At 61.6% G+C, this 23,176-nt stretch carries 22 protein-coding genes; 8 read left to right on the top strand and 14 right to left on the bottom strand.

Annotation, left to right across the window (positions count from 1 at the left end; all coding sequences use genetic code 11):
• Nucleotide 1 precedes the first annotated feature (1 nt).
• The 3 genes from BFN10_RS07625 to BFN10_RS07615 are packed head-to-tail and all read right to left on the bottom strand — an operon-like array spanning nt 2 to nt 3,689.
• On the bottom strand, nt 2-1,465 hold the full coding sequence (locus tag BFN10_RS07625) for an N-acyl-D-amino-acid deacylase family protein (RefSeq protein WP_071489173.1): 1,464 nt from the start codon (nt 1,463-1,465) through the stop codon (nt 2-4).
• Between the two features lies 1 nt (nt 1,466).
• Nucleotides 1,467-2,327: a MurR/RpiR family transcriptional regulator gene (locus BFN10_RS07620; protein ID WP_071489172.1), complete on the bottom strand. Its 861-nt coding sequence runs from the start codon at nt 2,325-2,327 to the stop codon at nt 1,467-1,469.
• A 12-nt stretch (nt 2,328-2,339) separates the two neighbouring features.
• On the bottom strand, nt 2,340-3,689 hold the full coding sequence (locus BFN10_RS07615) for a GntT/GntP/DsdX family permease (protein WP_231999528.1): 1,350 nt from the start codon (nt 3,687-3,689) through the stop codon (nt 2,340-2,342).
• 247 nt (nt 3,690-3,936) lie between these two features.
• Between BFN10_RS07615 and BFN10_RS07610 the strand changes: the two genes are divergently transcribed.
• Nucleotides 3,937-4,317, top strand: coding sequence for a lysozyme inhibitor LprI family protein (locus tag BFN10_RS07610; protein WP_071489170.1), 381 nt, complete (start codon nt 3,937-3,939; stop codon nt 4,315-4,317).
• A 4-nt stretch (nt 4,318-4,321) separates the two neighbouring features.
• Here BFN10_RS07610 and BFN10_RS07605 read toward each other — a convergent pair whose 3' ends face one another.
• The 5 genes from BFN10_RS07605 to BFN10_RS07585 form a co-directional block, all read right to left on the bottom strand.
• A complete protein-coding gene (locus BFN10_RS07605; protein WP_071489169.1) occupies nt 4,322-5,767 on the bottom strand; it encodes a SulP family inorganic anion transporter in 1,446 nt (481 codons plus the stop codon).
• A gap of 193 nt (nt 5,768-5,960) precedes the next feature.
• Entirely contained in the window at nt 5,961-6,854 is an 894-nt protein-coding gene (locus tag BFN10_RS07600; RefSeq protein WP_071489168.1) for an NAD-dependent epimerase/dehydratase family protein, read from the bottom strand.
• Nucleotides 6,855-6,957: 103 nt separating this feature from the next.
• Nucleotides 6,958-7,854 carry a LysR family transcriptional regulator gene (locus BFN10_RS07595; RefSeq protein ID WP_071489167.1) on the bottom strand — a complete coding sequence of 299 codons (897 nt, stop codon included), beginning with the start codon at nt 7,852-7,854 and terminating at the stop codon, nt 6,958-6,960.
• Nucleotides 7,855-7,884: 30 nt separating this feature from the next.
• On the bottom strand, nt 7,885-8,475 hold the full coding sequence (gene mdaB / locus BFN10_RS07590) for an NADPH:quinone oxidoreductase MdaB (protein WP_071489166.1): 591 nt from the start codon (nt 8,473-8,475) through the stop codon (nt 7,885-7,887).
• A 121-nt stretch (nt 8,476-8,596) separates the two neighbouring features.
• Nucleotides 8,597-9,361, bottom strand: coding sequence for a sulfite exporter TauE/SafE family protein (locus BFN10_RS07585; RefSeq protein ID WP_071489165.1), 765 nt, complete (start codon nt 9,359-9,361; stop codon nt 8,597-8,599).
• Between the two features lie 82 nt (nt 9,362-9,443).
• Here BFN10_RS07585 and BFN10_RS07580 point away from each other — a divergent pair, with 82 nt between their 5' ends.
• Nucleotides 9,444-10,334: a LysR substrate-binding domain-containing protein gene (locus BFN10_RS07580; RefSeq protein ID WP_071489164.1), complete on the top strand. Its 891-nt coding sequence runs from the start codon at nt 9,444-9,446 to the stop codon at nt 10,332-10,334.
• Here the strand turns inward: BFN10_RS07580 and BFN10_RS07575 are convergent.
• Together BFN10_RS07575 and kynU are read right to left on the bottom strand one after the other, a co-directional pair.
• Nucleotides 10,280-11,686: an amino acid permease gene (locus tag BFN10_RS07575; RefSeq protein WP_071489163.1), complete on the bottom strand. Its 1,407-nt coding sequence runs from the start codon at nt 11,684-11,686 to the stop codon at nt 10,280-10,282. The genes BFN10_RS07580 and BFN10_RS07575 overlap by 55 nt on opposite strands.
• Before the next feature lie 166 nt (nt 11,687-11,852).
• Nucleotides 11,853-13,103: a kynureninase gene (gene kynU / locus BFN10_RS07570; RefSeq protein WP_071489162.1), complete on the bottom strand. Its 1,251-nt coding sequence runs from the start codon at nt 13,101-13,103 to the stop codon at nt 11,853-11,855.
• Between the two features lie 144 nt (nt 13,104-13,247).
• On the opposite strand from kynU, the gene BFN10_RS07565 reads away from it, so the two are divergent.
• Nucleotides 13,248-13,721 carry an Lrp/AsnC family transcriptional regulator gene (locus BFN10_RS07565; RefSeq protein WP_071489161.1) on the top strand — a complete coding sequence of 158 codons (474 nt, stop codon included), beginning with the start codon at nt 13,248-13,250 and terminating at the stop codon, nt 13,719-13,721.
• A gap of 122 nt (nt 13,722-13,843) precedes the next feature.
• Here BFN10_RS07565 and catA read toward each other — a convergent pair whose 3' ends face one another.
• The 3 genes from catA to BFN10_RS07550 are packed head-to-tail and all read right to left on the bottom strand — an operon-like array spanning nt 13,844 to nt 16,245.
• Nucleotides 13,844-14,773 (bottom strand): catechol 1,2-dioxygenase, encoded by a 930-nt coding sequence (gene catA / locus BFN10_RS07560; protein ID WP_071489160.1) that lies wholly within the window; start codon nt 14,771-14,773, stop codon nt 13,844-13,846.
• 41 nt (nt 14,774-14,814) lie between these two features.
• Entirely contained in the window at nt 14,815-15,105 is a 291-nt protein-coding gene (gene catC / locus BFN10_RS07555; RefSeq protein ID WP_071489159.1) for a muconolactone Delta-isomerase, read from the bottom strand.
• 12 nt (nt 15,106-15,117) lie between these two features.
• The gene (locus BFN10_RS07550; protein WP_071489158.1) at nt 15,118-16,245 is read right to left on the bottom strand and encodes a muconate cycloisomerase family protein; all 1,128 of its coding nucleotides are present in this window, start codon (nt 16,243-16,245) and stop codon (nt 15,118-15,120) included.
• Nucleotides 16,246-16,359: 114 nt separating this feature from the next.
• Between BFN10_RS07550 and BFN10_RS07545 the strand changes: the two genes are divergently transcribed.
• Complete coding sequence (locus BFN10_RS07545) at nt 16,360-17,235, top strand: LysR family transcriptional regulator (protein WP_016974899.1); 876 nt, start codon at nt 16,360-16,362, stop codon at nt 17,233-17,235.
• A 131-nt stretch (nt 17,236-17,366) separates the two neighbouring features.
• On the opposite strand, the gene BFN10_RS07540 is transcribed toward BFN10_RS07545, so the two are convergent.
• A complete protein-coding gene (locus BFN10_RS07540) occupies nt 17,367-18,347 on the bottom strand; it encodes an AraC family transcriptional regulator (protein ID WP_071489157.1) in 981 nt (326 codons plus the stop codon).
• Nucleotides 18,348-18,658: 311 nt separating this feature from the next.
• Between BFN10_RS07540 and antA the strand changes: the two genes are divergently transcribed.
• The 4 genes from antA to BFN10_RS07520 all read left to right on the top strand — a co-directional run bounded on the left by antA (nt 18,659) and on the right by BFN10_RS07520 (nt 23,107).
• Nucleotides 18,659-20,050: an anthranilate 1,2-dioxygenase large subunit gene (gene antA, locus BFN10_RS07535; RefSeq protein WP_071489156.1), complete on the top strand. Its 1,392-nt coding sequence runs from the start codon at nt 18,659-18,661 to the stop codon at nt 20,048-20,050.
• Nucleotides 20,050-20,541 carry an anthranilate 1,2-dioxygenase small subunit gene (antB, locus tag BFN10_RS07530; RefSeq protein WP_071489155.1) on the top strand — a complete coding sequence of 164 codons (492 nt, stop codon included), beginning with the start codon at nt 20,050-20,052 and terminating at the stop codon, nt 20,539-20,541. Before antA ends, antB begins: the two co-directional genes overlap by 1 nt.
• Before the next feature lie 83 nt (nt 20,542-20,624).
• Nucleotides 20,625-21,632, top strand: a complete 1,008-nt coding sequence (gene antC / locus BFN10_RS07525) for an anthranilate 1,2-dioxygenase electron transfer component AntC (protein ID WP_071489154.1) — start codon at nt 20,625-20,627, stop codon at nt 21,630-21,632.
• Nucleotides 21,633-21,703: 71 nt separating this feature from the next.
• Nucleotides 21,704-23,107, top strand: coding sequence for an amino acid permease (locus BFN10_RS07520; protein ID WP_071489153.1), 1,404 nt, complete (start codon nt 21,704-21,706; stop codon nt 23,105-23,107).
• Nucleotides 23,108-23,176 lie beyond the last annotated feature (69 nt).

Raw genomic sequence — 23,176 nt, 5'->3', positions numbered from 1 at the left:
ACTATAGAGACGAAAATCCCCGACGCAAATCCCCACTGCGCGCCAGGAAACGACCCGGCCGCTGACCGTTCGCCTGCCCGTCGCTGTAGCTCAATACACCGTTGACCCACACCCCATCAATGCCTTCCGCCGCCCGCTGCGGTTGCTTGAAGTCCGCCACATCGCGCACGCGCAACGGGTCGAACAGCACCAGGTCGGCCCAGTGCCCTTCGCGGATTTCACCGCGCTCGGCCAAACCAAATCGCGCCGCCGACAAGCCGGTCATTTTGTGCACGGCGGTGTGCAACGGGAACAACCCGACATCCCGGCTGAAATGCCCCAGCACCCGTGGAAATGCGCCCCACAAACGCGGATGCGGGAACGGATCTTCCGGCAGTCCATCCGAACCGACCATCGACAGCGGATGCGCCAGGATGCGTCGCACATCCGCTTCATCCATTCCGTAATACACCGCCCCCGCCGGTTGCAGGCGACGCGCTGCGTCCATCAGCGAAACATCCCACTCAGCGGCGATATCCTGCAGGTCGCGCCCGCCCATCTCCGGGTAAGGCGTCGACCAGGTGATGGTGATGCGAAACGCGTCAGTCACCTGCTTGAGATCCAGGGTCGAAGAACTCGCGGCATAGGGATAACAATCACAGCCTACCGGGTGGGTTTTCGCCGCCCGCTCCAGCGATACCAACAGTTGCGGACTGCGCCCCCAATTCCCGGCGCCGGCACATTTGAGATGGGAAATAATCACCGGCGCCCGGGCGTGCCGGCCAATCAGAAACGCCTCATCCATCGCCTCCAGCACCGGTTCGAATTCGCTGCGCAAATGGGTGGTGTACACCGCACCGAAAGCCGTCAGTGCTTCACTGAGTTGCAGCACCTCATCGGTCTCGGCACTGAACGCGCTGGCGTAGGCCAGGCCTGTGGATAACCCCAGGGCGCCGGCTTCGAGACTTTCTTGCAACTGCACGCGCATGGCAGCGATTTCATCCGCTGAAGCGCTGCGATGCAGGTCTTGCATATGATTGCTGCGCAGTGCCGTGTGACCGATCAGTGCGGCAACGTTCACCGCCGGGTGAGCCTGTTCGACCGCCGCTCGATAGTCACTGAAACGCGGGTACACAAACGCCGAAGCGCTGCCCAGCAGGTTCATCGGATCGGGCGGATCACCGCGCAACGTCACCGGCGACGCGCTGATACCACAGTTACCGACGATCACCGTCGTTACACCCTGGCTAAGCTTGGGCAGCATCTGCGGATGGCGGATCACCACCGTGTCATCGTGGGTGTGCACGTCGATAAAACCCGGCGCCAGCACACGGCCCGCAGCTTCGACTTCATGTTCGGCCACAGCCGTCGACAAATCGCCAATCGCCTCGATACGCCCGTCACGCACCCCCACATCAGCCACATAGCCTGGGGTGTTGCTGCCATCGATGATCAATGCCTGGCGTATCAGCGCGTCGTACTTCATATCAGTCTCCAAGCGGCAGGCTGTCAGGGCCGCCGCGATAATCGTCCAGGGCCAGCTTGATCCGGCGCAGGCGTTCCTGGTTGTCGTCCGGCGAGACCAGGGCCAGCTCGGTGGCGAGCAGGTCGATGGTCAGCAGCATGCCGTAGCGGGCGGCGGTGGGCTTATAGATAAAACTGGTTTCGGCCGGCTGCAGCGGCAGCAGCACATCGGCCAATTGGGCCAAGGGCGAGTCGGCCAGGGTGATGGCGACGATGCGCGCGTCGTAATTGCGCGCCAACTCCACCACGTCCAGCAGTTCGGGGGTGAGGCCAGTCAAGGAACACACAATCAACGCATGCTCAGGCCCCAGTGTCGCCGCCGTGACCCGCATCATCACCGGGTCATGGCAGGCCGCAATCGGATAGCCCAGGCGCACCAGGCGCACCTGCAACTCATCGCTGCACAGGCTCGACGGCCCGCCCATGCCAAACGCATGGATCATCCGCGCCTTGCCCAGCAGGCTCACCGCATCGACAAAACTCGCCTGGTTGAAACCCGACAAATGCTGACGCAACGTCGCCTCGATATCCCCCAGGATCTGCCGATGAAACGCCGACTGTTCCGGCAACCCCGCCGGGTCGAGGAAGCGACTGCCGACGCCGCTGGCCTGGGCCAACTGGAGGCGCAAGTCACGTAAATCCCGGCACCCCACACTGCGCGCAAACCGCGACAAGGTGGCCGTGCTGACCTCGGCCCGTTGCGACAATGCTTCCAGGCTGGCCGATGCGGCAAACCCCACGTCATCGAGCATCAGCTTGGCGATACGCCCTTCGCCGGCGCTGAAGGCGTCCTGGCGGGCGCGGATCTGGTAGAGGATGTCCATGGGCTCTCCGGGTTACAAGATGCAGGACAGACCATAGGTCAGACCGAAGGCGACCAGGGAAATCAAAGTCTCCAACACGGTCCAGGTCTTGAAGGTCTGGATCACCGTCATATTGAAGTATTCCTTGATCAGCCAGAAGCCGCCGTCGTTAACATGGGAAAAGATCACCGAACCCGCACCGGTGGCCAGCACCAGTAGTTCAGGGTGTGGATAACCCAGGCCCAGGGCGACCGGCGCTACAACACCGGATGCGGTGGTCATGGCGACGGTGGCCGAGCCCGTGGCAATTCGCATCAGCGCGGCGAACAGCCAACCCATCACCAACGGCGACAGGTGAAAGGCATGGGCCAGGCCGAGAATTTCGTGGGTCACACCTGCGTCCACCAGGATGCGGTTCAACCCGCCGCCCGCGCCCACCAGCAAGGTGATGCTGGCGGTCGGCGCCAGGCATTCATTGGTGAACTTGAGGATCGACTCGCGGTTGAAGCCCTGTGCGATACCCAAGGTCCAGAAGCTCACCAATGTCGCCACCAGCAGCGCGATCACCGAGTTGCCGATAAACAGCAGGAACTGATTGAAACCGGTGCCTGGCGTGGAAATCACGTTGGCCCAGCCACCGATCATCATCAACACCACCGGCAACAGGATAGTGCCCATGGTCAGGGTAAAGCTGGGCAAGCGGGTACGCGGTTCACGCTCGATGAACTGGCGCTCCAGCGGATTTTCCCCCGGCAGGTGAATACGCGGCACGATGAATTTGGCGTAGACGGGCCCTGCGATGATTGCCGTCGGGATACCGATCAGGATGGCGTAGAGCACGGTCTGCCCCACCGACGCGTTATACGCCAGCACCGCCATCATCGCCGCCGGGTGCGGCGGCACCAGGGCATGCACCACCGACAGGCCGGCGACCATCGGCAAACCCACCATCAGGATGGACACGCCCACCCGCCGCGCCACGGTAAACGCAATCGGCACCAGCAACACAAAACCCACCTCGAAAAACAGCGGCAGCCCGACCAGGAACGCGATGCACACCATCGCCCAATGCGCGTTACGCTCGCCAAAACGGTTGATCAGTGTGCGCGCCACCTGCTCGGCACCGCCGGACTCGGCCATCATCTTGCCGAGCATGGTGCCCAACGCCACCACCAGGGCGATATGCCCCAGGGTCTTGCCGACACCCGCCTCGTAGGAACCCATGATGGTGTCCGCCGGCATCCCGGCCATCAGCGCCAGGCCGATGGACACCAGGGTGATGACGATAAACGGGTTGAGTCGGTAACGTGCAATCAGCACGATCAAAGCAATGATGGCGATGGCAGCGTATGCCAACAGCCCGAAGCCCGGTGATGCGGCCATGCGGTACTCCTCGGAAAGGGTCACGTCGAATTGGTTGTGAAACTCATAAATCATTAGCGAGGACTATTTTCAATTTTTATGAAAGTAACTTTCGCCCACAGATAAGCGCTGTCGCGTTGGGATATGCCCGACAGGGATGAATGAAAATTCGAGGGGTGTTCTTACATGAAGATCAGAGGATGCCGGAAACTCGAACGCTGCCGTTGAGTCATAGAATGCGCAACCCTTCATGACCAGGAAACCGACCATGATTCGCACATCCCTCGCCGCCGGCGCCCTGCTCCTCGCCCTCAGCGGCACCGCTTCTGCCGCCGACAATCCAGCGCTGAAGAAGTGTATGGACAGCGCCAACACGACCGCCGACATGGTCACGTGCAATACCAAGGAAGCCAAGGTGCAGGACACCCGCCTGAACCGCGCCTACAAGACCGCGCTCGCCGCCCAGGAAGGCCCGCGCAAGCAGCAACTGCAAGACGTGCAACGCCTGTGGATAAAGTACCGTGACGCCAATTGCGCCTTCGCCGGTTCCGCCACCGGCGGCACCATCGACCAGGTCAACGGTTCCGGCTGCATACTCGACATGACCCAGACCCGTGCCCAGGAGCTGGAAGACCTGGTCGGGCCTTGATCACTTACTCATGATGGACCCGCGCACGCTTGAGCAGCTTCTTGCAACGCTCCGACAGATGCAGCACCCGCAGGTGCTTGCCTGCCTTGCTGTAACGCTCGCGCAGGGTCATGAGCGCGGCAATCGCTGAGTAATCGACAAAGCTCAGGTGACGGCAATCCAGTGTCACCTGGGCCGGGTCGTTGGCCGGGTCGAATTGATTCAAAAACGGCGTGGTCGAGGCGAAAAACAAGGTGCCGTGCAGGCGGTAGAGCTTGCTGCCATCGGCCTCCAGATGCTCATCGGCATACAGCTCCCGCGCTTGCTGCCAGGCGAAATTCAACGCCGCAATCACGATCCCGCACAGCACGGCGGTAGCCAGATCGGTGAACACCGTGATCACCGTCACTGCAAGAATCACCAGCACGTCATTGAACGGCACCTTGTTGATCACCCGCAGCGAGGCCCAGGCAAAGGTCTGCTGGGACACCACGAACATCACGCCCACCAGCGCCGCCAGCGGAATGCGCTCGATGAACGGCGACAGGAACAGGATGAACAACAGGATCATTACCCCGGCAAACACCCCAGACAAACGCCCGCGCCCACCGGAGCTGAGGTTGATCACGGTCTGCCCGATCATCGCGCAGCCGCCCATGCCGCCGAACAGGCCGGAGACCATGTTGGCCGCGCCAAGGGCCACGCTTTCACGGTCGGGGTAGCCACGGGTCTCGGTGATTTCGTCGGTGAGGTTCAGCGTCAGCAGGGTTTCCAGCAGGCCGACCATCGCCATCAGGAACGCGTACGGCGCGATGATGCCGAGGGTGTCCAGTGTCCACGGAATCTGCGGCAGCGCGAAAGTCGGCAGGCCGCCGGCGATATGCGCCATGTCGCCGAGGGTGCGGGTAGGCAGGCCGAGCAGGTATACCGCCAGCCCCACGCCGAGGATCGCCACCAACGCAGGCGGCACGGCGCGGGTGATGCGCGGCAGCAGGTAGACGATGGCCATCGTCACCAGCACCAGGCCGGTCATCACGTACAGCGGCGTGCCGCTGAGCCAGGTTTCACCGCTTTTGAAATGCTCCAACTGCGCCAGGGCAATGATGATCGCCAGGCCGTTGACGAAGCCGAGCATCACCGGGTGCGGCACCATGCGCACCAGCTTGCCCAGGCGCAGCACGCCGAACGCGACCATGATCAGCCCGCCCAGTACCACCGTGGCCAGCAGATACTCCACACCGTGTTGCACCACCAGGGCGACGATCACCACCGCCATCGAGCCGGCCGCACCGGACACCATGCCGGGCCGGCCGCCGAACAACGCGGTGAGGGTGCAGATGATGAAAGCGCCGTAGAGCCCCATCAACGGGTTGAGGTGGGCCACCAGGGCAAAGGCGATGCATTCGGGCAGCAACGCAAAAGACGTGGTGAGGCCGGCCAGGGCATCGGCGCGCAGACGGGTGAGGTTCATGGAGTACCAGGTAATGCGGGGGATAAGGCGGGGAATGGTACGGAATTGAGGGAGATGGGGCTAGTCTCGGAGACCGAGTCGTGCCAATCGGGGCAAGCCCCCTCCCACACTAGACTGCACTCCACAGTTGGAACTCGGTCAACTGTGGGAGGGGGCTTGCCCCCGATAGCAACACCTGGAGATCACGTGAACATCACACCATTTCGTTGCGAATCCACTCCACCACCGACGTACGCTTCGGCGCCCAGCCCAGCAGTTCACGCGCATGCTTGCCGCGCACCCGGCTATTGGAGCCCAGGCCATAGTTGGCCATTTCATAGCCCCACTCGGCTTCAGCCTCGGCCAATGGCCAATCCTGCGGTTTGCCCAGGTCCAGCGCTTCGGCAATGGCAGTGGTCATGTCGATAAACGCGGCCTCGCCACTTTCCACGAAGTAGAAGGTACCGGGCACATTCTTGGTCAGCGCCAACAGGTACAGCGCCACCACGTCTTCAATGTGCACGTTGGACCAGATGTTCTGCCCGCTACCCACATGGCGTACTACACCACTCTTGCGTGCCTGCTTGAGCAGACGCGGTAGTTGCACGCTGTCGCGCTTCACGCCCAGGCTGTGGCCGTAGATCAAGGTGTTGCAGATCACCGCCGAGTTCACGCCGTCTTTGGCAGCCGCCAGAACCAGGTTGTCGATGGCCACACGAGCCGCCTTGTCGACCGTCGGTTCCGGCAGGTTGTCTTCGAAGTAGATGACATCGCTGGCCTTGCCGCCCGACGCATCCCCGACAATGCTCGAACCACTGGTGTGCAGGAACGGCTTGTTCGAGCCCTTCAACGCCGCGAGCAGGGTTTCCACGGCGGCACGGTGGTCGCTGCTGGCGGCGTTGATCACCGCGTCGGCCTTTTGCGCTTGCTCGGTCAATACAGCCGCGTCATCCAGGGTGCCGATCACTGGGTTGATGCCCAGCGCGGTCATCTCGGCCGCCTGCTCGGCGCTGCGCACCAGGCCGGTAACGGTGTGGCCGGCCTTGACCAGGCCGGTGGCAATGGAACCGCCGATAAAACCTGCTGCGCCGGTAATGAATACATTCATGGAGGACTCTCCTGACTGGGTAAGTGATGAACCCAGTATCAAGCACTCATCCCTGACGAATAAGCCCCTACCGCCCAATTCACTCTTGCGCGCAGCTCACGAATCAGCAGGCATACCGCGCCAGCTTGGCCTGGATAAAGTCCAGGAAACATTGGATACGCAATGCCAGCTGCGAGTTGCGGTAGAACACTGCGTGGATCGGCTGTCGATAACCGCTGTTGAACGCCTCCAGCACCGGCACCAGGCGCCCGGCCTCGATATCGTCGATGGTCATGAAGTTCGACAGGCAACAGATGCCCTGCCCTTCCAGCGCCAACTGGCGCACGGTTTCGCCGCTGGACGCCGCCACGCCGGGCTGGATCAGCCAGCGATCGCCCTCCACATGGCGCAGCGGCCAGTGGTTGAGGGTTTCGGTCTGGGTGAACCCCAACAGCGTGTGATCGACCAGCTCGGCCACCGTGGTGGGCACGCCGTATTGCTTGAGGTAGTCGGGGCTGGCGAGGATATGCAGCGGCGTACAGCCAAGAGACCGCGCATGCAGGGTGGAGTCGGCCAGGACGCCGATACGGATGGCGATGTCGGTGCTCTGCTCCAGCAGGTCGATGATCAAGTCATCGCTGTTCAGCTCCAGCTGGATGTCCGGGTAGAGGCCGCGAAATTCAGCGATGTAGGGCACGATCCCATGCAGCATGAACGGCACGGCAGCGTTGATGCGCAGGCGCCCCGCCGGTTTCTGCTGGCGTGATGACAGGCGCTCCTCCAACTCTTCCATCTGCGCCAGGATCACCTTGGCCTGCTCGAAGAAGTACTTGCCCTCTTCGGTCAGGTCCATGCGTCGCGTGGTGCGGTTGATCAGCGTGGTGTCGAGCTTGGCTTCCAGGCGCGACAAGGTACGGCTGACAGCCGAGGGTGTCTGCCCGACTTGCTCGGCGGCGGCGGAAATCGAACCGCATTCAATCACGCTGACGAAGATCTGCAGCTCATCGGACCGGGCTTTCACAGGCGCTCCTCGTTATCGGTTCAGCGCAGCTTACACCGAGAAATTGAACACCTGCGCCAGATGCTGCTCGTAGCGCGCTACATCAGCGTCGATGGCCGGGCGTTTCATCACGTCCACGCACAGGAACGTCGGCAGGCCGGTCATGCCGAGGAACTCGTTGGCCTTGTGGAACGGGAAGTACACCGCGTCCACGCCCTTGGCTTCGAAGAAGTCGGTCGGGTCATCGAAGGCTTGCTGCGGCGCGTTCCAGGTCAGCGAGAGCATGTACTGCTTGCCGTGGATCAGGCCACCGCTGCCGTACTTCTGCGAGGCATCGGAACGGGTGCGACCGTCGCTGGCGTACAGGCTGCCGTGGCCTTCGGTGAAGACTTCGTCGATGTACTTCTTGACGATCCACGGCGCGCCCATCCACCAGCCGGGCATCTGGTAGATGATCACATCCGCCCAGAGGAACTTGGCCACTTCTTCGGCCACGTCGTAGCCTTCGTCGATGTGGGTGACCTTGACGTCGATGCCCGCACGGTCCAACGCCGCCACGGCGGTGTCATGCAGGGTGGTGTTGTAGCGGCCATCGGAGTGGGCGAATTTCTTGCCGCCGTTGAGCAGGAGGACTTTTTTCATGGGAGGGTATCCAGAAGGGGTTAACAATGTCTGCCGGCAGGCTATCGACATCGGCCCCTCGGAATAAGCGGTGATGCGGCAAAATACATTTGACCAAAAGGCACGAATTACCCGCGCATTGTTAACCGCTGATCAGCAGATGGGCGCCCAGCAACGCCATGCCGATGAAAAATACGCGCTTGAACAACACCGCACTGATGCGCTGACGCACCGCCTGGCCCAACCACATGCCCAGCAGCGCCGGCACCAATGCCAACAATGAAGCATTGATCTCCCCACCTCCGAGCGTGCCGTCCAACGCCATGCCGGCAGCGAGCGCCAGGGTCGACACGGTGAAGGACAGCCCCAGCGCCTGCACCAACTGATTGCGGTCCAAGCCCAGGGCTTGCAGATAGGGCACGGCGGGGATCACAAACACACCGGTCGCCGAGGTGATGATGCCGGTGATAACACCACACAAAGGCGCCAACCAGCGTTCGGTTCGAGGCTTCACCTTGAACGTGGGCAGGAACAGCCCGCTCACTGCATACGCTAGCAACGCCCCGCCCAACGCATGGCCTACCCATCGCCCTCCACTCAGGCCCAGCCACAGCGTGCCAAGCCCGGTACCGAGAAAGATCAGCAGCAGCATCGGCCACAAGCGCCTGAGCAACGCACTCAAATGACCGCCGAACGCCAGTTGCCACAGGTTGGTGATCGTCGAAGGGATGATCAGCAACGCCGCAGCCTGCGTCGGTAGCATAGCCAGACCGAGCAAGCCCATGGAGACTGTCGGCAAGCCCAGGCCAATCACACCCTTGACGGTGCCGGCGAGCATGAAGGTGCCGATCACCAGCAGTGTCAGGGCTGGGCCGATATCTTGGTAAAACGCGAGGAATGTATTCATAGGGTGATAGTGCGGTTTTTCGATGAGGTCGAAAATTCGCCATATACTGAGGCAGACTCTTGTTTTGCCAGAGGCTGGTGCCATGCACTTTGACCTGATAGACCTGCGCCTTTACCTGCATATCTTCGACACAGGCAATATCACCGCTGGAGCAGCCCGCAGCCACTTGTCCCTCGCGGCTGCCAGCGCCCGCATCCGAGCGATGGAGGCTTCGCTGGGCATCGAGTTTCTTGAACGTGGCCGCCGTGGCGTTACCCCAACGCCCGCAGGCAAGGCCCTGGCCCGCCACGCCCGCCTGTTGCTGCAACAGGCCGAGCATCTGCGCCAGGACCTCGCGGAATACGCCAACGGCATCAAGGGCCAGGTGCGCCTGCTGTGCAACACCACGGCCCTCAGCGAATACCTGCCGGAGTTGCTGGCAGACTTTTTGCGCGAACACCCCAACCTCGACATCGACCTGCAGGAACTGCCGAGCCTGCGCATCACCCAGGCCTTGCGCCAGGGCACGGCGGACCTCGGGATCATTTCCGACGCGGTAGACACCCACGGCTTGCAGACCCTGCCGTTTCGCAATGACCCGCTGGTGCTGATCACACCGCTGGATCATCCGTTCACCGCAGGGAGCTTTATCGATAGCCTGCAACACGACTTTGTGGGCCTCGCCGCCCACAGCGCGTTGACGGTTTACCTCGAAGAACAGGCATTGCACGCAGGTTTCCGTCTGCAAACACGCATCCGCGCCGAGGGGTTTGACGGAGTGATCCGTATGGTCGCCCGCGGCGCCGGCCTGGGTATCGTGCCCCGGGCGGCACTGGAGCGCTGGCCGCTGGCATCCAGTTTCAAGGTCCACCCCCTGCAAGAAGAATGGGCCTGCCGGAAGCTGATGTTATGTGCGCGCTCGTTCGAACTCCTGCCCGGTTACGCCAAGGCCTTGCTCGACGCCTTGGCCCTGCCCTTGCGGAAAAACCCGTAATACACCACTGACAGAATCAGCAGGAACGGCACGCCAAACACCAGCGTCATCTTGAACGCCTCGGTGAAATACGTGGTGATCATCACCGCGCCCATCAGCACCAGGCCCAGCAAGGTGCTGTAGGGAAACAAGCGCAGTTGGAACGACAGCGTCGGCCCACCGTGGCGCTGGCGGTAGCGACGGAAGAACAGGTGCGTAAGGAAGATCATGAACCAGGTGAAGATCGCGCCGAACATCGAGATTGCCATCATCAAGGTGAACGAACTTTCCGGGTACACCACGTTGAGCAACGTCGCCAGGGCGATGCCCGAACTGGACAGCAGCAACGCGTTCAGCGGGATGCCGCTCTTGCTCAAGGCGCCCATGGCCTTGGGCGCAAAGCCGGCACGGGACAGGCTGAACATCATGCGGGTGGTGATGTAGAGCTGGCTGTTCATGGCCGACAACGCTGCGATCAAAATCACGAAATTCATCACCCCGGTGGCGCCGGGAATGCCGATGGTCTGCATCACCGTGACGAAGGGGCTCTGGGTCTGCCCGGCCTGGTTCCACGGCACGATGGCCAGCATCAGCGCCAGGGTCAGCAGGTAAAACACCACCAGGCGCACGATGGTCGCACGGAAGGCTTTCTTCACCGCCTGTTCCGGATCGGCCGCTTCACCGGCGGCCACGGCGATCATCTCCACGCTCAGGTAGCTGAAGATCGACACGATCACGGCGACCCACATGCCACTCAGGCCATGGGGGAAAAAGCCGTCGTGGGCCGTGTAGTTCTGCACGCCGTACTCCGGGTTGCCGGAGCCGAACACCACGTACACGGCGAGGATGATGAAGCCGACGATGGCGCTGATCTTGATCGTCGAGAACCAGTATTCGAAGTTGCCGAAGGTCTTCACGCTGATGGCGTTGAGCAGGATCAGCACACTGGAAAACGACACGATCCACACCCATTCCGGCACGTTGGCGAACCAGTACTTCATGTACATCGCCACCGCCGTGACCTCGGCGCCCACCGCCAGCACAATCGCCGCCCAGTAGGCGTAGCGCACCAGGAAACCGGCCAGCGGGCTGATGTAGAACTCGGCATAGGCGCCGAACGAGCCCGAGGTGGAATGCGCCACCGTCATCTCCGCCAGGCAGCCCATCAACAGCAGGGTGATCAACGCGCCGATGGCGTAGCTCACCAGCACACTGGGCCCGGCATACCCGATAGCGTACGCGCTTCCCATGAACAGCCCGGTGCCAATGGCGCCACCGATGGCAATCATGCTCATCTGGCCGGAAGTGAGCTGGCGCCGCAGGCCCAGTTCGCGGTGGGTGATCTCGGCAAAGCCGGTGTCTGGCGTAGTCACGTGGTGTGCCCCTTTATTATTGTGATTGCACTGTTTATTAACTGTTGTCACAGATTCCCTGTGGGAGGGGGCTTGCCCCCGATAGCGGTGGATCAGTCAACGCTGTATTGGCTGGCACACTGCAATCGGGGGCAAGCCCCCTCCCACATTTTTATCTGCGTTGTGGTCAGGTGACGCTGTTGCGGACTTTGAATTGCGCCTGGTCCCAGGTGCGGTTGTCGAGGATTTCGCCCAGTATTTCCACGGCATCAAACACCTCGGTAAAGCTTGTGTACAACGGCGTAAACCCAAAGCGCATGATGCGCGGCTCGCGGTAGTCACCGATCACGCCACGGGCGATCAAGGCCTGGATCACCGCGTAGCCTTCGGGGTGTTCAAAGCTCACATGACTGCCGCGCCGGGCGTGTTCACGCGGGGTGATCAGCACCAGTTCATGAGCAGCGCAACGTGCTTCGACCAATGTGATAAACAGATCGGTCAACGCCAGGGACTTGCTGCGCAGACTCGCCATATCGGTCTGGGCGAAAATCTCCAGCCCGCATTCCACCATCGCCAACGAGGTGATCGGTTGGGTGCCGCACAGGTAACGCGCGATACCCGCACTCGGCGCGTAGTTCGATTCCATGGCGAACTGCCGGGTGTGGCCGAACCAGCCCGACAACGGCTGGCGCACCACATCCACCAACGCCGGGTTGACCCACACAAACGCCTGGGAGCCCGGGCCGCCGTTGAGGTACTTGTAGGTGCAGCCAATCGCATAATCGGCACCGGCCTGATGCAGGTCGATGGGCACCGCGCCCGCCGAGTGCGCCAGGTCCCAGATACTCAGCGCGCCGCACTCATGGCTCAGGGCAGTCAGCGCCTGCATGTCGTACATGTAGCCGGTCTTGTAGTTGACGTGGGTGAGCATCACCACCGCCACGTCCTGGTCGATGGCCTGGGGCAATTCGTCCGGACTGTTCACCAGGCGCAGGGCATAGCCCTGTTGCAGCAGCTCGGCCAGGCCCTCGGCGATATACAGGTCGGTCGGAAAGTTGCTCGCCTCGCTGACGATCACCTTGCGGTGCGGTTGGCGTTGACGCTGCACGGTCAACGCGGCGCTGAGCACCTTGAACAGGTTGATCGAGGTGGTATCGGTGATCACCACTTCACCGTCGCCCGCGCCGATCAACGGCGCCAGGCGGTTACCCAGGCGCTGGGGCAGGTCCGCCCAGCCGGCGCTGTTCCAACTACGGATCAGGCCATTACCCCATTCTTCGGCAATCACTGCCTGGGCTCGTGCCAACGCCGTCACCGGGCGGGCGCCAAGGGAGTTGCCGTCGAGGTAGATCACGCCCTCCGGCAACGCAAACTGGCGGCGCAGTGGCGCCAGCGGATCTTGTTCGTCGAGGGCTAGGCAGTGGCTTCGCGTGGTCATGGGCTGTCCTGGTTTTTATAGGTAAGAATGGACCAAATAATGAACGAACTTTTAGAGAATTTTCGTGCAAAGTGGCGGGTAACAGGCTAATTAAGCTGTAGGAAATTCGAATTTAACCCCCAAACACGCGGATTTATTCTAACCATGATTCTCGACGCCACCGACCTGCGCCTCCTGCATTTCCTGCAGCAGGATGGCCGCATCAGCAACCAGGAACTGGCCGAAAAAGTCGCGCTGTCGCCGTCTGCGTGCCTGCGCCGTCTGCGCCTGCTGGAGAGCGAGGGCATCATCAGCGGTTACCGTGCGGTGCTGAATGCGGAGCAGTTGGGGATTGAGCTGGAGGCCATCGTGCACCTGTCGTTGCGCCAGGATGTGGAGGATTGGCACGAGACGTTCATCAAGAAGGTGCAGGGCTGGCCGGAGGTCGCCAGCGCCTACGTGATCACCGGCGCCAGCAACTATGTGCTGCGGGTGCAGGCGCGCAACCTCAAGCACTTTTCGGACTTTATCGTGAACCATCTGAACCGCACGGGGGGGGTGATGGATATCCGTTCGGAGATTGTGTTGCAGAAGATCAAGGATCGGGATGAGGTGCTGGACTTGGTGGTACGCAAATAACCACGCCACCACAATACCCTGTGGGAGGGGGCTTGCCCCCGATAGCAATGGTTCAGCCAATTAATATATTGGCTTCACCGCCGCCATCGGGGGCAAGCCCCCTCCCACATTTTGAATCGCGTTTAATCTTCCAGAGCGCGGACTCGTTGCATGCGTTTCTGCTCCACCGGCGCATCCGCTACCTGCAACGCAAAGTCAAAATCAATCTGCGCAAACCGCCCCTCCACGCCAAACTCCCGCGCCAGTTGCGGGTCGTCGCAGAAGCGAATCTCGGCGATCAACTCATCCCGCGTCGCATAGGCAAAGTCGTCATGCAGGTACGGGTCATCCGACAGGTTGATCTGCGTGGTCAGGTGCCGATGCCCCGGCGCCGAAATGAAGAAGTGGATATGCGCCGGCCGCTGCCCGTGGCGCCCGAGCTGATCCAGCAGTTGCTGGGTCGGCCCGGTCGGTGGGCAACCGTAGCCCGACGGCACGATACTGCGGAACCGGTAGTTGCCCTGGGCATCGGTCTCGATGCGTCGGCGCAGGTTGAACTCCGATTGCGTCGGGTCGAACCACGAGTAAGTACCCCCCGTATTGGCCTGCCACACGTCCACAATCGCCCCGGCCAGCGGTTTGCCGTTGGTATCGCGCACCTGCCCGCGCATGAACAGCGGCACCGCATCGTCCTTGCCATCATCCAGCCGCGCCTCGTACTTGCTCAACGGCGCCCCGGCCACATACAGCGGGCCTTCAATGGTGCGCGGCGTGCCGCCGGATTTGCCGGCTTCCTCGTCGGCAGCGTCCATCAGCAAATCCAGGTAATGCTCAAGGCCCAGCCCGGCGGCGAGCAATCCGGCTTCCTGGTGCTTGCCCAGCTCGTTGAGGTAGTTGACCGCCTTCCAGAACTCTTCCGGGGTCACTTCCAGGTCTTCGATGATGTTCACGGTGTCGCGCAGGATCCGGTAGATCAGCGCCTTGGTGCGCGGGTTGCCAGCGTCGTTGAGGTTGCCGCTGGCTTCTTCGAGAAACTGTTGGGCATGGGCAGTCTGGGACAGTCGGATGGACATGGTGCATTCCTCATCTTGTAGTTATTGGTCTGGAAACCGGCCTAGCGGTCGTCGTCATGGATCGACGACGGGTGCCGGCACAGGGCGTTCACTTCGATGGCCATATAGGGGAACAGCGGCAGTTGCATCAGCAGGTCATGCAGCGCCTGCACGCTGTCGACATCGAACACGCTGTAGTTGGCGTAGTGCCCGGCGATGCGCCACAGGTGGCGCCATTTGCCTTCCTGTTGCAGGCGCTGCGCCAGGGCCTTTTCATCGGCCTTGAGGCGGGCTGCGCGCTCGGGGTTCATGTCGAGCGGCAGGTTCACGGTCATTTTTACGTGGAACAACATGGCAGGCGCCTCTTAGTGTTTGTCACGACGCAAGAACGCCAGGCGCTCTTCATCGATGGCCAGGCCCAGGCCCGGTGCGGTGGAGATATGCAGCTGGAAGTCGCGGTACACCGGCGGCTCGGTGAGGATGTCTTCGGTAAGCAGCAACGGGCCGAACAGCTCGGTGCCCCACACCAGTTTGTTCAGCGTAAGGAAGGCATGCGCCGACGCCAGGGTGCCGATGCCGCCTTCGAGCATGGTGCCGCCGTACAGGCCGATACCCGCCGCTTCGGCAATCGCGGCGGTGCGCAGCACGGCACGTGGGCCGCCGTTCTTGGCGATCTTGAGGGCGAACACCGACGCCGCGCCTTCGCGGGCAAGGTTGAACGCGTCCTCGACGCACTCGATGGATTCATCCGCCATGATCGGCGCCGGGCTCGACAGGTTGAGCCGCGCCATGCCGCCACGGTTATTGCGCGAGATGGGCTGTTCGATCAGGTCGATGCCGTTGTCGCCGAGCACCTGGCACGCCCGCAGTGCCACCGCTTCGTCCCAGGCCTGGTTGACGTCGACGCGCACACTGGCGCGGTCGCCCAAGGCCTTTTTGATCGCGATCACATGGGCCAGGTCGTGGCTGACTTCACCAGCGCCGATCTTCAACTTGAAGAGGCGGTGGCGGCGCAGGTCGAGCATCTTTTCGGCCTCGGCAATGTCCTGCTCGGTGTTGCCGCTGGCCAGGGTCCAGGCCACCGGCAGCGCGTCGCGCACACGCCCACCGAGCAGTTCGCTGACCGGCAGGTGCAGGCGTTTGCCGAGAGCGTCGAGCAACGCGCTTTCGATACCGGACTTGGCAAAGGTGTTGCCACGGATGCTGCGCTCCAGGCGCAACATGGCAGCGTTGATATTACTGGCGTCCTGGCCGATCAGCAGCGGCGCGAAGTGGCGGTCGATGTTGACCTTGATGCTGTCGGGGCTTTCATTGCCATAGCTCAAGCCGCCAATGGTAGTGGCTTCGCCGATGCCTTCGATACCGTCGGCGCAGCGCAGGCGGATGATCACCAGGGTCTGGTTTTGCAGGGTGTGCATCGCCAGCTTGTGCGGGCGAATGGTGGGGAGGTCGACGATGATCGTGTCGATCGACTCGATGGGGCAAATCGGCATGGCTATACCCGTTGGGTTCTTTATAGGTTTTAGCCGATTCTGTGCCGTATTTTTCAAGGCTTCCAATATAGAATGGGTCTCGCACAATACCCTGAAGGTATGAAAGGAACCGTCATGGAACTGCGTCACCTGCGCTACTTCCAGGTGCTGGGAGAGACCCTCAACTTCACCCGCGCCGCCGAACGCCTGCACATCGCCCAGCCGCCATTGAGTCGGCAGATCCAGCAATTGGAGGATGAACTGGGCGTCATTTTGCTTGAACGTGGCCGACCGCTGCGGCTGACCGAGGCCGGGCGGTTTTTTTATGAACACGCCAACGTGCTGCTGGAGCAATTGAACAAGGTCTGTGACAACACCCGGCGTATCGGCCAGGGCGAGAAGACGTGGCTGGGCATCGGTTTTGCGCCGTCGACCCTGTACGGCGTGCTGCCCGAATTGATCCGCCGATTGCGTACCCATGAGGCGCTGGAACTGGAGTTGGGGCTGTCGGAGATGACCACTTTGCAGCAGGTCGAAGCGCTCAAGGCCGGGCGCATCGACGTGGGGTTCGGGCGAATTCGCATCGATGACCCGGCCATCGTCCAGCGCGTGCTGGTGGAGGACCGGCTGGTCGCCGTGCTGCCTGCCGGTCACCCGTTGCTCGATGCGCCCGCCACCCTCGCCCAACTGGCCGCCGAACCTTTTGTGCTCTACCCCGGCAACCCACGCCCCAGCTACGCCGACCATGTGATCGCGCTGTTCGACGCCCATGGCTTGAGCCTCAAGGTGGCGCAGTGGACCAACGAGTTGCAGACCGCCATTGGCCTGGTCGGCGCCGGCATGGGCGTGACGCTGGTGCCCGCCTCGGTGCAGGTGCTGCACCGCGCGGACATCGGCTATACACCCGTCGTGGAGGCCACGGCGACCTCGCCGATCATCCTTAGCCGACGGGTGAATGACCAGTCGCCAGGGCTCAGTCATTGCCTGCAACTGGTGGAAGAGCTCATCTGATTTATCCCAAACACTACAAACCCCTGTGGGAGCTGGCTTGCCTGCATAGCGGTGGGTCAGCTGGCACATCAGCTGACTGACACATCGCTATCGCAGGCAAGCCAGCTCCCACATTTGGATCTTCATTGTATTCAAAGGCTGCGCAGGCGCTTGCGCTGCAGGGTTTGGCTAGGGGACTCGTCGAACAATTTTCGATACTCCGCCGAAAACCGCCCCAGGTGGGTAAAGCCCCAGCCCAGGGCGATCTCAGAGATGGTACGGGTAGAGCCGTGTTCAAGGATTTCCTGGCGCACGACGCCCAGCCGGTACTTCTTCAAATAGGCCATCGGCGACAACGCAAAGTATTTGCGAAAGGCATCGAACAGCTTGAACCGCGACACCCCCGCAGCGGCCTCCAGGTCCTCCAGGTGCACCGCTTCCCGAGCGTTGTCATGGATGTACTGCCGCGCACGGATCAGATAATGCGGCAGTTTCACGCCCAGGACATCGCGCAGTTCTTCGGAGTAGTTGTTCGGCTGGGCCAGGATCAGGCCCTTGATCAGCGAGCTTTCCAGGTCGCGGGTAAAAGCGGCCTGCTCGTATAACTCGCTGCCATGCTCAAGCTCCGCGATGAAGTAGCGCGCCATGCGCCACCACGACGCCGAAGCACCGTCCACTGCGTCCATCACCGACTCAAAGCGCAGCGGCGCCTCAATCGGCCGTTGCAGCAAACCTTCCAGCGATTCACTCATCGCCGCCCGCGTGATCACCACCTGCAACTTGCGGCAATCGCCGGAGATCGCCAGCACCTGATGCTCATTGGGCGAGATGATCACGCCCTGGTCGCGGTTGGAACTCAGGCGCTCACCGTTCTTGCTCAACTCCTGTTCGCCCACCAGCGGCAGGCTCAGGCTATAGCTGCTGAAATGCTCGGCGTCTTCGATGTCGATGGTCACGTCGGTGCCGTATTCGATCACGCCCAGGGTGGTGGCGCGGGACTTGAACACGTTGGCGCTGTGGTGAAAGCGCAGGCGCTCCGGCGTATTGGTGGCCAGGCGATGGGGCCCGCAAATGCCCGACATCCAGCTGCGGGCGCCTTCCAGGTCGAAGCGTTGAATCGTTTGGCTGCTCATCAGGTGCACCCACGGCGGTTAGGCTGTTGCGCGCTCTGGCGGCGCGTCGTTGTTGTTCGACAGCAATTAATGCGCCACGCCGGCGCAATGGCCAGCGGGTGGATAGCAAGGGTCGACTAAGTGGATAAGACCCCGGCTTTTGCGACCACTGCCCTGCAAGACAGTAGCGCATCCCGTCACCGCTGCGCACCGGGTTGGGTATTTGCTGCCCAATTATCCGGCGCAGGTTCCCCCACTAAGCGGATAGCCCGCGCCCTGCCCCGCTGCCTCTAATAAACCACCGATCAGCCCCTATCAAAAAGGTGCCTCCCATGAGTGGTGCAAGAAGCGTCGAGCAGTGGAAAACGTTTATCGAAGGTTGCCTGGACTTTCGCCCGGTGGATGAAGTATTCCGCATCGCCCGCGACATGTTCACCGAGCCGGAACTGTTCGATCTGGAGATGGAACTGATCTTCGAAAAGAACTGGATCTACGCCTGCCACGAAAGCGAACTGGCCAACAACCACGACTTCGTGACCCTGCGCGCCGGGCGCCAGCCGATGATCATCACCCGCGATGGCGAAGGGCGCCTCAATGCGTTGATCAACGCCTGCCAGCACCGCGGCACCACGCTGACGCGGGTCGGCAAAGGCAACCAATCCACGTTCACCTGCCCGTTCCATGCCTGGTGCTACAAGAGCGATGGCCGGCTGGTGAAGGTCAAGGCGCCGGGGGAATACCCGGACGGTTTCGACAAGGCCACGCGCGGCCTGAAAAAGGCGCGCATCGAAAGCTACAAGGGCTTTGTGTTTATCAGCCTGGACGTAAATGGCAGCGACAGCCTGGAAGATTTCCTCGGCGACGCCAAAGTGTTCTTCGACATGATGGTCGCGCAGTCCGCCACCGGTGAACTGGAGGTACTGCCGGGCAAATCCGCCTACACCTACGACGGCAACTGGAAGCTGCAGAACGAAAACGGCCTGGACGGTTATCACGTCAGCACCGTGCACTACAACTACGTGGCCACCGTGCAGCATCGCCAGCAGGTGAACACCGAGAACGGCACAGGGGCCGGCAGCACCCTGGACTACAGCAAACTCGGCGCCGGCGACGCCAATACCGATGACGGCTGGTTCGCCTTCAACAATGGCCACAGTGTGCTGTTCAGCGACATGCCCAACCCCAGCGTGCGCTCCGGCTACGCCACCATCATGCCGCGCCTGGTGCAGGAGCACGGCCAGCAGAAGGCCGAGTGGATGATGCACCGCCTGCGCAACCTGAATATCTACCCGAGCCTGTTCTTCCTCGACCAGATCAGTTCGCAGCTGCGCATCATCCGCCCGGTGGCGTGGAACAAGACCGAGATCATCAGCCAATGCCTGGGGGTGAAGGGCGAGTCCGACGCCGATCGCGAGAACCGCATCCGCCAGTTCGAAGACTTCTTCAACGTGTCGGGCATGGGCACGCCGGATGACCTAGTGGAGTTCCGCGAAGCCCAGCGCGGGTTCCAAGGCCGGCTTGAACGCTGGAGCGACATCTCACGCGGCAGCCACCGCTGGGCAGCCGGGCCCACGCCGAACAGCGAAGCCATCGGCATCCAGCCGGCCATGACCGGCACAGAATTCACCCATGAAGGCCTCTACGTGAACCAGCACCGCAACTGGCAGCAGTTCCTGCTCAACGGCCTCGATCAACAAGCGCTGAAACTGCGGGAGGTGAAATGATGAATGCCCCATTGCAGTTCCGCATCGAACAGTTCTTCTACCGCAAGTCCGAGCTGTGCGACGCCCAGGACTGGGACGCCTATGTGCAGTTGTTCGACCCGCAGAGTGAGTTCCACTTGCCGCAGTGGGACTCGGAACACGTCTACACCCGCGACCCCAAGCGCGAAATGTCGCTGATCTACTACGCGAACCGTTCGGGCCTGGAAGACCGCGTGTTCCGTTTGCGCACCGGCAAGGCGGCGTCGGCCACACCGATGCCGCGTACGCTGCACATGATCAACAACGTGCGCGTTGCCGAGCAGGCGGATGGCACGCTGGAGGTGCGACTGAATTGGCACACGCTGTTCTATCGCCTGGCCACGTCGGAGCAGTTTTACGGCCACGCCACCTATACCCTGAAACCGGAAGGCGACAGCTGGTTGATCACCCGCAAGCATGCGCTGCTGCTCAACGACACCATTAACTCGGTGCTGGATTTCTATCACCTCTAGCAGCGACCTTTTATGGCACAGGGGTTTGTGGCAACCGGGCTTCTTGTGGCGAGCGCACGTTATAAATATGCGGAGAGCAACACATGAATCACAAAGTGGCCTTCAGTTTTGCCGACGGCAAGACCCTGTTCTTCCCCGTCGGCGCCAATGAAATCCTGCTGGATGCAGCACTGCGCAACGGCATCAAGATCCCGCTGGATTGCCGTGAAGGCGTGTGCGGCACTTGCCAGGGCCGTTGCGAATCCGGCGACTACAGCCAGGATTATGTCGACGAAGAGGCCCTGTCCAACCTCGACCTGCAACAGCGCAAGATGCTCAGTTGCCAGACGCGGGTGAAGTCCGATGCGACGTTCTACTTCGACTTTGATTCGAGCCTGTGCAATGCGCCGGGGCCGGTTCAGGTCAAGGGCACCGTGAGCGCGGTGGAGCAGGTGTCGGCCAGCACGGCGATCCTGCAGGTGCAGTTGGATCAGGCACTGGATTTCCTGCCGGGCCAATATGCACGCCTGTCGGTGCCTGGCACGGACAGTTGGCGCTCGTATTCCTTCGCCAACCTTCCGGGCAATCAATTGCAATTCCTGGTGCGCCTGCTGCCCGATGGGGTGATGAGCAACTACCTGCGCGAGCGTTGCCAGGTGGGTGATGAACTGGTGATGGAAGCACCACTCGGCGCTTTCTACCTGCGGCACGTCTCCAAACCCTTGGTGCTGGTGGCGGGCGGCACCGGGTTATCGGCGTTGCTGGGCATGCTCGATGAACTGGCCGCCAACGGCTGCGACCAGCCCGTGCACCTGTACTACGGCGTGCGTGGCGCAGAAGACTTGTGCGAAGCGGCGCGCATCCAGGCCTACGCCGCGAAAATCCCGGACTTTCGCTACACCGAAGTGCTCAGCGCGCCCTCGGACGAATGGCCCGGCAAGCGCGGTTACCTCACCGAGCATTTCGACCTGGCCGAATGGCGGGACAGATCGGCGGATATGTACCTGTGCGGCCCCCCTCCAATGGTCGAATCCGTCCAACAATGGCTGGCGGATCAGGCACTTGATGGCGTTCAGCTGTATTACGAAAAGTTCACGCAGAGTAATATCTGACCCTCAGCACTTCTGAGGGGTAGATGCGGCGTGCACTCCACCCTGAGAAAAACAAGTAGAAGGGAATGTTAATGGCGGATGACATGGTTAACCCGGTGGGCCTCAAGCGTGGCCTGAAGAACCGGCACATTCAGTTGATCGCCTTGGGAGGGGCGATCGGCACGGGGTTGTTCCTCGGCTCGGCCGGGGTACTCAAGTCGGCGGGGCCGTCGATGATCCTGGGCTACGCGATTGCCGGTTTTATCGCATTCCTGATCATGCGCCAGCTTGGCGAGATGATCGTCGAAGAGCCGGTGGCCGGTTCCTTCAGCCACTTCGCCCACAAATACTGGGGCGGCTACGCGGGCTTCCTGGCCGGCTGGAACTACTGGGTACTCTACGTGCTGGTAGGCATGGCCGAACTGACGGCGGTGGGCAAGTACATCCAGTTCTGGTGGCCGCAGATCCCGACCTGGGTCAGTGCGCTGGTGTTCTTCGTGGCGGTGAACCTGATCAACACCCTCAACGTGAAGTTCTTCGGTGAAGCCGAGTTCTGGTTCGCGATCATCAAGGTGGTGGCGATTGTCGGCATGATCGTGCTCGGTTGCTACCTGCTGTTCAGCGGCACCGGCGGCCCGCAGGCGTCGGTGAGCAACCTGTGGAGCCACGGCGGGTTCTTCCCCAATGGCGGCATGGGGCTATTGATGTCCATGGCGTTCATCATGTTCTCCTTCGGCGGCCTGGAGTTGGTGGGCATCACCGCCGCCGAAGCCAGCGAACCGCGCAAGGTCATCCCGAAAGCGATCAACCAGGTGGTGTACCGCATCCTGATTTTCTACGTCGGCGCATTGACCGTGCTGTTGTCGCTCTACCCATGGGACCAACTGCTGCAAACCCTCGGCGCGTCGGGCGATGCCTACAGCGGCAGCCCATTCGTGCAGATCTTCTCGCTGATCGGTAACGACACCGCCGCCCATATTCTCAACTTCGTGGTGCTGACCGCGGCGCTGTCGGTGTACAACAGCGGCGTGTACTGCAACAGCCGCATGCTGTTCGGCCTGGCCGAGCAAGGCGATGCGCCCAAGTCGCTGATGAAGTTGAACAAGCAAGGCGTGCCGATCCGCGCCCTGGCGATTTCGGCCCTGGTGACGATGCTGTGCGTGGTGGTCAACTACGTCGCACCGAAGAGCGCGCTGGAGTTGCTGTTCGCGCTGGTGGTTGCCTCGCTGATGATCAACTGGGCGCTGATCAGCATCACCCACATCAAGTTCCGCAAGGCCATGGGCGAACAGGGCCTGACGCCGTCGTTCAAGACCTTCTGGTTCCCGTTCAGCAACTACCTGTGCCTGGCGTTCATGGTGATGATCATCAGCGTGATGCTGGCGATTCCGGGCATCAGTGAGTCGGTGTATGCGATGCCGGTGTGGGTGGGGATTATCTACATTGCCTATCGGCTGCGGGTTCGCAGAAGTCACGCGATAGTCAACGCGCAGTGATGCCTGTGGGAGGGGGCTTGCCCCCGATAGCGGTCTATCAGTACCCGATGTACTGACTGACACTGCCAT

The organism is Pseudomonas extremorientalis (assembly GCF_001870465.1).
Classification (GTDB): Bacteria; Pseudomonadota; Gammaproteobacteria; order Pseudomonadales; family Pseudomonadaceae; genus Aquipseudomonas; species Aquipseudomonas extremorientalis.
The sequence above is the reverse complement of the archived record's forward strand: the minus strand, read 5'-3'. Positions and strand labels throughout refer to the sequence as shown.

What these genes read in the sequence shown, in the direction of transcription:
- BFN10_RS07585 (WP_071489165.1), bottom strand. Translation starts at nt 9,361, where the DNA reads ATGAATACATTCCTCGCGTTTTACCAAGATATCGGCCCAGCCCTGACA.
- antC (WP_071489154.1), top strand. Translation starts at nt 20,625, where the DNA reads ATGAATCACAAAGTGGCCTTCAGTTTTGCCGACGGCAAGACCCTGTTC.
- BFN10_RS07580 (WP_071489164.1), top strand. Translation starts at nt 9,444, where the DNA reads ATGCACTTTGACCTGATAGACCTGCGCCTTTACCTGCATATCTTCGAC.
- BFN10_RS07565 (WP_071489161.1), top strand. Translation starts at nt 13,248, where the DNA reads ATGATTCTCGACGCCACCGACCTGCGCCTCCTGCATTTCCTGCAGCAG.
- BFN10_RS07550 (WP_071489158.1), bottom strand. Translation starts at nt 16,245, where the DNA reads ATGCCGATTTGCCCCATCGAGTCGATCGACACGATCATCGTCGACCTC.
- BFN10_RS07615 (WP_231999528.1), bottom strand. Translation starts at nt 3,689, where the DNA reads ATGGCCGCATCACCGGGCTTCGGGCTGTTGGCATACGCTGCCATCGCC.
- BFN10_RS07605 (WP_071489169.1), bottom strand. Translation starts at nt 5,767, where the DNA reads ATGAACCTCACCCGTCTGCGCGCCGATGCCCTGGCCGGCCTCACCACG.
- BFN10_RS07540 (WP_071489157.1), bottom strand. Translation starts at nt 18,347, where the DNA reads ATGAGCAGCCAAACGATTCAACGCTTCGACCTGGAAGGCGCCCGCAGC.
- antB (WP_071489155.1), top strand. Translation starts at nt 20,050, where the DNA reads ATGAATGCCCCATTGCAGTTCCGCATCGAACAGTTCTTCTACCGCAAG.
- mdaB (WP_071489166.1), bottom strand. Translation starts at nt 8,475, where the DNA reads ATGAAAAAAGTCCTCCTGCTCAACGGCGGCAAGAAATTCGCCCACTCC.
- kynU (WP_071489162.1), bottom strand. Translation starts at nt 13,103, where the DNA reads ATGACCACGCGAAGCCACTGCCTAGCCCTCGACGAACAAGATCCGCTG.
- antA (WP_071489156.1), top strand. Translation starts at nt 18,659, where the DNA reads ATGAGTGGTGCAAGAAGCGTCGAGCAGTGGAAAACGTTTATCGAAGGT.
- BFN10_RS07600 (WP_071489168.1), bottom strand. Translation starts at nt 6,854, where the DNA reads ATGAATGTATTCATTACCGGCGCAGCAGGTTTTATCGGCGGTTCCATT.
- BFN10_RS07610 (WP_071489170.1), top strand. Translation starts at nt 3,937, where the DNA reads ATGATTCGCACATCCCTCGCCGCCGGCGCCCTGCTCCTCGCCCTCAGC.
- BFN10_RS07545 (WP_016974899.1), top strand. Translation starts at nt 16,360, where the DNA reads ATGGAACTGCGTCACCTGCGCTACTTCCAGGTGCTGGGAGAGACCCTC.
- catC (WP_071489159.1), bottom strand. Translation starts at nt 15,105, where the DNA reads ATGTTGTTCCACGTAAAAATGACCGTGAACCTGCCGCTCGACATGAAC.
- BFN10_RS07620 (WP_071489172.1), bottom strand. Translation starts at nt 2,327, where the DNA reads ATGGACATCCTCTACCAGATCCGCGCCCGCCAGGACGCCTTCAGCGCC.
- catA (WP_071489160.1), bottom strand. Translation starts at nt 14,773, where the DNA reads ATGTCCATCCGACTGTCCCAGACTGCCCATGCCCAACAGTTTCTCGAA.
- BFN10_RS07625 (WP_071489173.1), bottom strand. Translation starts at nt 1,465, where the DNA reads ATGAAGTACGACGCGCTGATACGCCAGGCATTGATCATCGATGGCAGC.
- BFN10_RS07520 (WP_071489153.1), top strand. Translation starts at nt 21,704, where the DNA reads ATGGCGGATGACATGGTTAACCCGGTGGGCCTCAAGCGTGGCCTGAAG.